Here is a 9,672-nt window from a genome sequence, read left to right on the forward strand (position 1 = left end):
CTGCACATTTTCGTGCCAATCAGCCGCGCCACTTAAGGTCACACAGATGGACATGCAATCCCGAATTCGCCAGCTTTTCCAGGCCAGCATCGACACCAAGCAACAGGCGATGGACGTACTTGCACCGCACATCGAGCAAGCCAGTCAGGTCATGGTCAACGCCTTGCTCAACGAAGGCAAAATGCTTTCGTGCGGTAACGGCGGTTCGGCCGGTGACGCCCAACACTTCTCCTCCGAGCTGCTCAACCGCTTCGAGCGTGAGCGCCCGAGCTTGCCGGCCATCGCCCTGACCACCGACTCGTCGACGATCACCTCGATTGCCAACGATTACAGCTACAACGAGATCTTCTCCAAGCAGATCCGCGCCCTGGGCCAACCGGGCGATGTGCTGCTGGCGATTTCCACCAGCGGCAACTCGGCGAATATTATTCAAGCGATCCAGGCCGCACATGATCGCGAAATGATTGTCGTAGCATTGACCGGCCGCGACGGCGGCGGCATGGCTTCGCTGTTGCTGCCCGAGGATGTGGAGATCCGCGTCCCGGCCAATGTCACTGCACGCATTCAGGAAGTCCACCTGCTGGCGATCCACTGCCTGTGCGATCTGATCGACAGCCAACTGTTCGGGAGTGAAGAATGACCGTTAAACGCCTCAGCCTTTTGGGCATTACGCTGTGCCTTGCCATCAGCGGCTGCAGCACGGCAATCACCGCAACACGTGACACCCCCATTCAGGACGATAAGGGTACTCGTACCTTCGGCAGCAAGATCGACGACTCGCTGATCGAAACCAAGGTCGAGGTCAACATTGCCAAGGCCGCACCGGACCTGGGCAACGGAGCTTCGCGCATCGTCGTGACCAGCTTCAACGGCGTGGTATTGCTGGCCGGGCAAACCCCGCGTGCCGACCTCAAGGCCCTGGCTGAACAAGCCGCTTCGAGTGTCCAGCGCGTCAAGAAGGTTAACAACGAACTGCAAGTGATGGACCCGATCACCCTGCTGGCCATCAGCAACGATGCCCTGCTGACCACCAAGATCAAGACGCAGATGCTGACCGACAGCGCGATTCCCGGCTCGCGCATCAAGGTCGTCACCGATAACGGCATCGTCTACCTGATGGGCCTGCTGACCCAGGCGGAAGCGGCGCGTGCAGCCAACCTCGTGCAAGGCGTATCGGGTGTGCAGAAGATCGTGAAGGTGTTCGAATACATCGATTGATGTAACCGACAGCCATGAAAAAGGGCGCCGTGCATTGACTGCACGGCGCCCTTTTTTGTCGCTTGTCGCCCGTGTTTATTGGTACTGCTGGTACGGGTTACCCTGGAACTGGTTGTTCTGTTGTGGTGCCTGCTGCTGACCAGGCTGACCGTATTGCTGGCCAGGAATCGGACCGAGGTTGACCTCTACGCGACGGTTCTGGGCACGGCCATTCACGTCGGCGTTGCTGGCAATCGGGTTATCCGGGCCGGCACCACGGGCGCTCAGGTTGGCTGGGCTGACGCCTTGGGAAGTCAGGTAGTTCGCTACGCTCTGCGCACGACGCTGGGACAGGTCCATGTTCAACTGGCGGCTGCCGGTACTGTCGGTGTAACCGACAATCTGGATAGTGTTCTGGTTGAACTGCTTGAGGGAGTTGGCCAGATTGTTCAGCGGCTGGTAGAAGCTGCTGGCGATGGCATCCGAGTTGGTGGCGAAGGTGATGTTACCCGGCATGATCAGCTTGATCTGATCACCCTGGCGCTGAACTTCAACCCCAGTGTTGGCCATGCTTTCACGCAGTTTCTTTTCCTGCTGGTCGGCGTAGTAGCCGTAACCCGCAGCACCAATACCGGCAACAGCCGCACCGATCAGTGCGCCCTTGCCACGGTTGTTATGGTCGATGGCCGCACCTGCCAATGCGCCGGCCAGGGCACCCAGGCCACCGTACTTGGCGGTCTTGCTCATACCGCCGGACTCATTACCTGCCTGTCCCTGGCTGCTGCCGTCATAAGGATTAGGTGAAGCGCAGCCGGACAACAAGGCTACGGCGGTAGCGACAACAAGCAGACGACGCGGAGTAAACATGAAGGAAGCTCCTACTTTTGCATTCTGTGATGCAGAGGACATTGGCAATGGACCTGTGCCGAGCTTGGAACACGACAAACGGTAAAAATTCCATGCCCGGCGGGCGCCGTGCTCTACAACGGCCGAGCACACTCAAACCCTAGCAGACGATTGCTGAACGGCGATTGTCGATTTCTCTGCAAATGTCGCCGGAAAGTAGCCACTGAATATCCAGTAACAATCACACCGCAATTAGAAAGCGAGGCTGAGTCAACCCAAGCGTAACCGGTCAAAGGCCGATTCCGAAGGGCAAAAAAATGAGCCCGACGTGGCGTCGGGCTCATCTTTCTACAGGCGCAGTTAAAGCCTATGGGTTCAGGCTGCAACTTTTTGAGACACGTAACTCTTTTTCAACGATGACTTCATGGCCAGCATCTGTTCACCCAGCTTTTCAAGCTCGGCTTTGCCCAGAAGCTTCTTGGCCTTGGGAAACATCTCTGTTTCCTCTTCTTCGATGTGATGTTCGAGCAGTTCCTTGACCACCTTCACCCGCCCTGCGAATTCCGGGGAGGTAGGATCAGTTGCTTTCAGGTCGGGAAGAACCAGAGAGTCAACCGTGCGATGTTCTTCTTTTGCCTCATAGTACATCTCGGCCTCGTCTTTCCCACCGGCGGCCTTGAAGGCGGGATAGAGAATCTGCTCCTCCAACTGGGTGTGGATGGACACTTCCATCTCTAATTTATCCAGCAGCTCAGTGCGTTTCTTTACCCCACGCTCAGTCGATTCACTCAGTTGGGTCAGGATGGCTTTGACTTTTTCGTGGTCGGCTTTGAGAAGGTCGATGGCATTCATTTTTCTATCTCACTATGGCTATCACGGAAGGGTTCAGCCGTTCTTTGGCGGCTATCTCCCTAGTGCTATCGCATTTGCCGTGCCACCTTACAAAAAATTTAAACCCCTTATATTTCAATAGGTTATTTAGATTAGTGGCAATTTGAATTCATGCACCTTGCCCGAATGGACCTGCCGTCTATTGCAGATAGCAACACGCTCAAACGCCGTTTGATCCCAAGCGCTCGCCAAGGCCAGAAATTACGAACATCTCAATCGACCCACGGTCATTTATTGCATGAGGTGCAGCGCTTATGCGTCGGACCAGATTGCAGAAGTAAGCATGTGGAGTAGGTCATGAACCCATACACAGATGACTTGCCTGATGCCATCAAGCGTCAGGCCGATAGGCTTTTTTACGATATAGAGCGGGCAGGCTCGATGATTTTCGCGGTAAAAACCGGCGCGAAGGCCGAAGGGTTCGTCCTGGGAATAACCTGCTGTGCCGGCCTCCCGCCGGAGCGTTGTGAGTTGCTGTCCAACCATTTCGACAGCGCCGTCGAGAAAAGGCTGAGATTGTTGACAGCGGGCCTATAGAACAGCCTCTCAGCACGGCGGCTCAGGGCAAGCCTCAAAACGCGTGATGCTCGCTCCCTATATCGGGCCCTATATCGGGTAAAGCCGGCTTGGTCGCGCTTTGAAATCCACTGGAGAACCTCCTAAACTGGCTCACCACCTTGCTCCCACCTACGCAATTTTGCTTCAGTCCGCCTATAACGGACCTGATCAGGACACCGACATGCGCCTGCCGGATTTCATTCTAGAAAACCTCGAGCCCATCTTGCAGGCCTGGGAAGATTTCGCGAGAACGATCGAGACTCCCGGCGCGGATCTCGACCGCAGTGCATTGCGCGACCATGCAGAGCAAATGCTGCGTGCGATCGTCGCCGACCTGCGAACCGCACAGACCGCACAAGAGCAGATTGATAAGTCGCATGGCCTGGGGCCGGTGGAAGAGCACGAAACCGCCGCTGAGACCCATGCAGTGGCTCGCTTACTGTCGGGCTTCACCATCGATCAAATGGTTTCTGAATATCGCGCCCTCAGGGCGAGCGTGCTCAGACAGTGGATGAGCCAGGTAAAAAATGGCACGTCACTGAATATTGATGATATGACCCGATTCCACGAAGCGATTGACCAGGCTCTCGCGGAGTCTATCGCCAGTTACTCCCGAGCCGTTGATGTGTCGCGCAATATTTTCCTGGGCGTTCTCGGCCACGATTTGCGCACCCCGCTCGGGGCGATTTTACTGGGCAGCGACATTCTCAAGCATTCCGAGGGTCTCGGGGCGCGGGATGCCAAAGTCGCGACCCAGATACATACCAGCGTTACCCGGGCGAGCCGTATTGTTGGCGATTTGCTGGATCTGACACGCTGCCACATGGGGCCCGGTATTCCCGTCACCAAGACAGACCTGGACCTTTTACCGCTGTGCCGCAGAGTGGTGGAAGAAATCCAGGCATTTCATCCTGAAGCCAACGTGCTGTTTGTCGCACGCACTGCGGTTCCCGGCAGGTTTGATGGCCCGCGATTGGAGCAGGTCTTTTCAAATATCATCAGCAACGCTGTGAGTCACGGCAATATCCAGCATCCCATAACCGTGCAGTTGTCGGTCACGGAGGACGTCGCGGTATTCAGCGTCCATAACAGCGGCCAACCGATACCTGAGGATGCCCTACCGTTTATCTTCAACCCCATGGGGCGTTTTTCTCAGCGCTCCACCACTGAAAACGGACCTACCGAAGGCTTGGGCCTGGGCCTGTTTATCGCGTCAGAAATCGTGACCGCCCATAAGGGCTCAATCGACGTCACTTCTGACGCAACGCAAGGCACTACTTTCCTCGTAAAACTTCCGCTCACCGAGTGAGCCGTTTGCCCCTGCGAAAAATCACTGCACGTCCCGTCGAAAAAAATTGTACAAATTATTTTTATTGTACAAGTATAGGTGAACAGTCAGTCATCCGTGCGCCCTCTCACCGTGGCTCCGGCATGCCTGCACCCTATACGTTTCTCCATCACTGGAAACTGCTCGATGACTGCACATCGCCGACTATGCCTGGTTCTGGGCGATCAATTGTCTTTCGACCTGGCCTCGCTGCAGGGCCTGGATAAAGAGCGCGATAGCGTACTGCTCGTCGAGGTGATGGAAGAGGCCCGCCACGTCCCTCATCACCCGCAAAAGATCGCCCTGGTCTTCAGCGCCATGCGCCACTTCGCCGAGGCATTGAAGCAGGCTGGAACGCAGGTCCACTACGTCACCCTCGATGACCCACAGAACACTGGCTCGGTGCCAAGTGAGCTACGGCGCTGGCAGTCACTGTTGCAGCCCGATGAACTGCACATCACCGAATGTGGCGATTGGCGCCTGGAACAGTCAATCCGTACGTGTGGCTTGGCGATTGAGTGGCATCGCGATAGTCGATTTCTCTGCAGCCGTGCCGAATTCGCCCGTTGGGCCGCAGACAAAAAGCAGCTGCGCATGGAGTTTTTCTATCGAGAAATGCGCCGTAAAAACAGGATACTGCTCAACGGTGACGGCAGCCCGGTAGGCGGTGCGTGGAATTTTGATGCGGACAACCGCAAGCCCCTACCCAGAGGAGTGCGGCCGCCTGCGCCGGCCCGCTTCCCGCCAGACACCCTCACCCAGGAAGTCCTTGCGCTGGTGGCTGAACACTTTTCCAGCCACTACGGAACCCTGGCCAACTTCGACTACCCGGTCACTCATGCAGATGCGCAGGCTCTTTGGGATTACTTCCTCGATTGGGGGCTGGCGGCCTTCGGTGACTATCAGGACGCAATGGCCAGTGATGAGCCCTTTTTGTTTCATGCCCGTATCAGTGCCGCGCTCAATATCGGCCTGTTGGATGTTCGCCAACTGTGCAGCGATGTCGAGGCCGCCTATTGGTCGGGCAACATCGCGCTGAATGCCGCAGAAGGCTTTATTCGCCAACTGATCGGGTGGCGGGAGTACGTCAGGGGCGTCTACTGGCTGAGGATGCCTGACTACGCCGACGGTAATGCGTTCGGCAATACAAGATCACTGCCGGAGTTCTACTGGACAGGCGCTACCCGGATGAACTGCATGCGCCAAGCCATCAACCAAAGTCTGGAGCACGCCTACGCTCATCACATTCAACGGTTAATGGTGACAGGCAATTTTGCCCTCTTGGCCGGTATCGCTCCGCCCCAGATATGCGAGTGGTACCTGGCGATCTACATGGATGCATTCGAATGGGTCGAGCTGCCAAACACCCTGGGCATGGTGATGCACGCCGACGGTGGGTACCTGGGCTCCAAACCTTACTGTGCGAGCGGTCAGTACATCAAACGCATGTCTGACTACTGTCGTACCTGTGCCTACAAGGTCAGTGAAAGCACCACAGAAGATGCTTGCCCTTTCAATGCGCTCTATTGGCACTTTCTCATGCGTCACGCTGACCTTCTGCGCGGCAATCACCGCATGGGCATGGTGTATAAAAACCTCGACCGCCTGACGGAGGCCAAGCAGCAGGCGCTCTGGCAACGGGGGCAGAGTCTGCTGGCCCGGCTGGATGAAGGTGAGTCATTTTGAAAAAGAGTGAGCTGCCGGTGAAAACCTGCGTGTCTTGCGGCCTCTCCTTTACCTGGCGAAAAAAGTGGGCCCGTTGCTGGAATGAAGTGCTTTACTGCTCGCAGCGCTGCCGGCGCAACAAGCCGGTGAAAAACTGAACCGGCGCATCCCTGCACACACGGGGCGAAGCGCTAACCAATCAACCCCAACTCCTGCGCCCGTGCCACCGCCTGAGTACGCCGCTCGACCCCCAGTTTGCTGTTGATGTGGCTGGCGTGGGTCTTGACGGTGTGCAGTGAAATAAACAGCTGATTGCTGATTTCCTGATTCGAACACCCCTGCGCGATCAATTGCAGGACCGCCCGCTCTCGGGCGCTCAGGGTTTCGTGAGCAGGCGAAGTTCCGACCGGCACCACCACGGGAAGCAGCGCCAGCAAACTCTGGTTCAACAGGCCATGGGGGTCCCTGCCAAGTTGTTCGCGCATCCAGTCCGGGTAGTTTTCCAGCAAGCGCTGGAACGGTTGCAGCGCACCGCCCGCTCCGGCTTCCAAGGCTTGGACGAGGATGGACCGGGCCTTGGCTTCCTGGCCGCACTCCAGTAGCAAGTGCGCCTGCTGGGTCAGCGCCATCAGCGCGATCATCTGGCGCCCATCGTTATGAGCTTGCTGCGCCAACGCTTCAAGCCGTCGCAGTGAAGCCTCGGATTGATGGCGCGTTGCATCCAGCGCGGCCTGCTGCAGCTCGATATGTTGCGGCAAGTGTGGATGAAACTCCGGCGCTGCGGCCGCGTGCTCACCGTTGTAGGTCTGCCCCAGGCGGGTCAGCCAGGCATCGGCCAGGTCAGTGCGCCCCTGGATCAGCCACAGCTCACATTTGATCAGCGTGATCATCGCCAGATAGTAGATCGGTGGCACATCCCAGATATGCATCAGGCGCTCGGCCTCGGCCAGCTCGGCAAACGCCTTGGGGAAATCCCCACGTCGCCCTTCGAAGTTGGCGATCACGCAATGCCCGATCAATACGCTGATATCCCGACAGGCGCGGGCTTCCGCCAGCCCGGCACGCAACCGTGCGAGGCCGGCTTCGGGCTGGTAACGCACCAGCAGCAGGTAACCTTCATATAGCGACAGCCGCGCGCGCACGGCATACAACCGTTGTGGCGCCAGGTCATGCAGGCGCTGCAAGCCCTGGCGCACTTCGTCGAGCGAGCGCAGGATCTCGCCACGCGCCTGCAGTACCCGCGCCCGGTCGTAATGGGCCAGTGCTTCAAACAGGGGGTTGCCGACGCGTTGCGCCAGCTCCAGGGACTCTCGATTCAAGCCCCGGGCACGCCATAGGTCGGCATCGACGATGGCCAGGTTGGAGAGGGTCGACAGGCACATCAGGCGCTGGCCGTAGCGCTTGTGCGGCAGGCTTTCCAACGCCTCGCTGCAATAACGTTGAGTCGATTCGCGATCCCCGCGGCCACGGGCAATGATGCCGCTCAGCGCCAACCATTGGGCGAGCATGGATTTCTGTGCGGTCGCTGACGGCGCCGGCAGGAAGCGGCTGAGGTAGCTGGATAACTCTTCGGCCGCGTCCAGTTGGCAAGCCAGGCCCAAGGCCCAGCTATACAACACGATCAAGCGTGGCGTGCTGATCAGCAGGCTGTCGGGCAAGTCCATCTTCCAGCGCAGCAACATGCCCACGTTCTGCTCGGCCAGCAGTTGCTCTTCAGACAGGTTTTGCACCAGGTTCGCCGCCACATCGAGATGGCCGGCCCGCAGTGCCTGCTCGACCGCCTCATCGATCAGGCCCTGGGCGTTGAACCACCGGCAGGCGCGCAGGTGAAGGCTGGCCAAGGGCAATGTGGCGCTCTTGGCGCGACGCGTACGCAGCAGGTCGGAAAACAGATGGTGGTAGCGATACCAATGCCCCTGCTCGTCCAAAGGCACCAGGAAGACTTGATGAGCCAGCAGGTAGCGCAGGATTTCACCACTGTCATGGGCTTCGCGTACGGCATCGCATAGCTCGCTGCAAAAACGATCCTGAGGCGCCGTGTCATACAAAAATGCTTGCACCTCCACCGGCAGGCAGTCGATGACCTCCTCCAGCAGGTAATCCCGGATCAGCCCTTCCCCGCCGTGCAGGCTTTGCGGCAGTGCGCCTTCATTGCCGGCTTCGGACGCCGCCAGCAGCCAGAAACGCAAGCCGGCGACCCAACCTTCGCTGCGTCGAATCAGGTTATCCAGGGCCTCGCCGCGCAATGAGCTGCTATGGCGGTCCAGCACCGCCAGGGACTCGTCATGAGTCAGGCGCAGGTCCTGTTCATGCAATTCCAGCAGGTGCCGTGACAAGCGCAATCGCGCCAGGTGCCAATCCGGACGCTGGCGACTGGTGACCAACACCACCAGGCCGTCAGGCAAATGATTGAGGAAGAATTGCAGGCAACGATCCAGCACCGGCCCCTGGGCCAAGTGGTAGTCATCCAGTACCAGCAATAAAGGCGTCTGCGTGGACAGGTAGCCCGTCAGCTCATCCAGCAAACCATCCAGCCACTCCTCGAAAGCAAAGGGCTGATGGCGTTGGCGCATTTTCAGCAGGCCGAGGGACTGGGCACCGAGCTGCGGGAAGTATTGCTGCAAACCGTCGAGCAGGCGCTCAAGAAATCGACCAGGGTCGCTGTCCCGTGGGCTCAACCCCAGCCACAGACTTTGCCAATGCGTCGGCAGGGCCTGGCAGAACTCGACCGCCAACGAGCTTTTGCCGAACCCGGCCGGCGCGCTGACCAGCAGCAATCGCCCCTCCAACCCGGCGCTCAAACGTTCGCACAAGCGCGGTCGCAGCACGTAGCCGTCAGGCAGCGGCGGCCTGTAGAAGCGCGCTTCCAGCGTCGGAATCGCTGCGCTCGCAGGCCCTTGGATTCGGGACAGATCAGTCATCGCCGGGCTCTTGTAGAAGGCTGTTGTCGGCATTGCAGATGTCCGCAGACTAGCGGTAAAAGCGGCGGGGTTGTAGATCTTTGCAACATTTACCTGAAAAAGAACTGCGACAAAAAATGTGGGAGGGGCCTGATGCCAGTCAGTTAAATGGTGGGTAGAACACATCATCTGTAGTGAGCGGGCTTGCCCCGCGCTGGGTGGCAAAGCCGCCCCAACAAAGACGCCGCGGTATTTCAGGAGGACCGAGGTGCCTGGGTTTGGGGCGGC

Annotated in this window: 9 protein-coding genes; 6 read left to right on the forward strand and 3 right to left on the reverse strand. The window is 58.3% G+C overall.

Features of this window, described 5'->3' with window-relative positions:
- Positions 1 to 46: 46 nt before the first annotated feature.
- Positions 47 to 640, forward strand: a complete 594-nt coding sequence (locus ACQRBV_RS04340) for a phosphoheptose isomerase (RefSeq protein WP_007904374.1) — start codon at positions 47 to 49, stop codon at positions 638 to 640.
- Entirely contained in the window at positions 637 to 1,218 is a 582-nt protein-coding gene (locus ACQRBV_RS04345) for a BON domain-containing protein (RefSeq protein WP_090366702.1), read from the forward strand. The genes ACQRBV_RS04340 and ACQRBV_RS04345 overlap by 4 nt, the downstream gene beginning before the upstream one ends.
- A 75-nt stretch (positions 1,219 to 1,293) precedes the next feature.
- Here the strand turns inward: ACQRBV_RS04345 and ACQRBV_RS04350 are convergent, their stop codons facing one another.
- Together ACQRBV_RS04350 and ACQRBV_RS04355 are read right to left on the reverse strand one after the other, a co-directional pair.
- Positions 1,294 to 2,064: an OmpA family protein gene (locus ACQRBV_RS04350; RefSeq protein ID WP_198760516.1), complete on the reverse strand. Its 771-nt coding sequence runs from the start codon at positions 2,062 to 2,064 to the stop codon at positions 1,294 to 1,296.
- A 354-nt stretch (positions 2,065 to 2,418) separates the two neighbouring features.
- Positions 2,419 to 2,895, reverse strand: a complete 477-nt coding sequence (locus ACQRBV_RS04355) for a hemerythrin domain-containing protein (protein WP_090366704.1) — start codon at positions 2,893 to 2,895, stop codon at positions 2,419 to 2,421.
- Positions 2,896 to 3,231: 336 nt separating this feature from the next.
- Between ACQRBV_RS04355 and ACQRBV_RS04360 the strand changes: the two genes are divergently transcribed.
- The 4 genes from ACQRBV_RS04360 (at position 3,232) to ACQRBV_RS04375 (ending at position 6,642) form a co-directional block, all read left to right on the forward strand.
- Positions 3,232 to 3,471, forward strand: a complete 240-nt coding sequence (locus ACQRBV_RS04360) for a hypothetical protein (RefSeq protein ID WP_090366706.1) — start codon at positions 3,232 to 3,234, stop codon at positions 3,469 to 3,471.
- 202 nt (positions 3,472 to 3,673) lie between these two features.
- Complete coding sequence (locus ACQRBV_RS04365; protein ID WP_411985758.1) at positions 3,674 to 4,801, forward strand: ATP-binding protein; 1,128 nt, start codon at positions 3,674 to 3,676, stop codon at positions 4,799 to 4,801.
- A 165-nt stretch (positions 4,802 to 4,966) separates the two neighbouring features.
- Positions 4,967 to 6,505, forward strand: coding sequence for a cryptochrome/photolyase family protein (locus ACQRBV_RS04370; RefSeq protein WP_411985759.1), 1,539 nt, complete (start codon positions 4,967 to 4,969; stop codon positions 6,503 to 6,505).
- Positions 6,502 to 6,642: a DUF2256 domain-containing protein gene (locus ACQRBV_RS04375; protein WP_081086983.1), complete on the forward strand. Its 141-nt coding sequence runs from the start codon at positions 6,502 to 6,504 to the stop codon at positions 6,640 to 6,642. The genes ACQRBV_RS04370 and ACQRBV_RS04375 overlap by 4 nt, the downstream gene beginning before the upstream one ends.
- Before the next feature lie 33 nt (positions 6,643 to 6,675).
- On the opposite strand, the gene ACQRBV_RS04380 is transcribed toward ACQRBV_RS04375, so the two are convergent.
- Positions 6,676 to 9,405 carry a LuxR C-terminal-related transcriptional regulator gene (locus ACQRBV_RS04380; RefSeq protein ID WP_411985760.1) on the reverse strand — a complete coding sequence of 910 codons (2,730 nt, stop codon included), beginning with the start codon at positions 9,403 to 9,405 and terminating at the stop codon, positions 6,676 to 6,678.
- Positions 9,406 to 9,672 lie beyond the last annotated feature (267 nt).

This window comes from Pseudomonas sp. R11F, from assembly GCF_050312575.1.
GTDB classification, from domain to species: domain Bacteria; phylum Pseudomonadota; class Gammaproteobacteria; order Pseudomonadales; family Pseudomonadaceae; genus Aquipseudomonas; species Aquipseudomonas palleroniana.

Excerpts from the sequence above, each read along its gene's own strand:
- ACQRBV_RS04350 (WP_198760516.1), bottom strand. The coding sequence starts at position 2,064 with ATGTTTACTCCGCGTCGTCTGCTTGTTGTCGCTACCGCCGTAGCCTTG.
- ACQRBV_RS04355 (WP_090366704.1), bottom strand. The coding sequence starts at position 2,895 with ATGAATGCCATCGACCTTCTCAAAGCCGACCACGAAAAAGTCAAAGCC.
- ACQRBV_RS04360 (WP_090366706.1), top strand. The coding sequence starts at position 3,232 with ATGAACCCATACACAGATGACTTGCCTGATGCCATCAAGCGTCAGGCC.
- ACQRBV_RS04370 (WP_411985759.1), top strand. The coding sequence starts at position 4,967 with ATGACTGCACATCGCCGACTATGCCTGGTTCTGGGCGATCAATTGTCT.
- ACQRBV_RS04340 (WP_007904374.1), top strand. The coding sequence starts at position 47 with ATGGACATGCAATCCCGAATTCGCCAGCTTTTCCAGGCCAGCATCGAC.
- ACQRBV_RS04345 (WP_090366702.1), top strand. The coding sequence starts at position 637 with ATGACCGTTAAACGCCTCAGCCTTTTGGGCATTACGCTGTGCCTTGCC.
- ACQRBV_RS04365 (WP_411985758.1), top strand. The coding sequence starts at position 3,674 with ATGCGCCTGCCGGATTTCATTCTAGAAAACCTCGAGCCCATCTTGCAG.
- ACQRBV_RS04380 (WP_411985760.1), bottom strand. The coding sequence starts at position 9,405 with ATGACTGATCTGTCCCGAATCCAAGGGCCTGCGAGCGCAGCGATTCCG.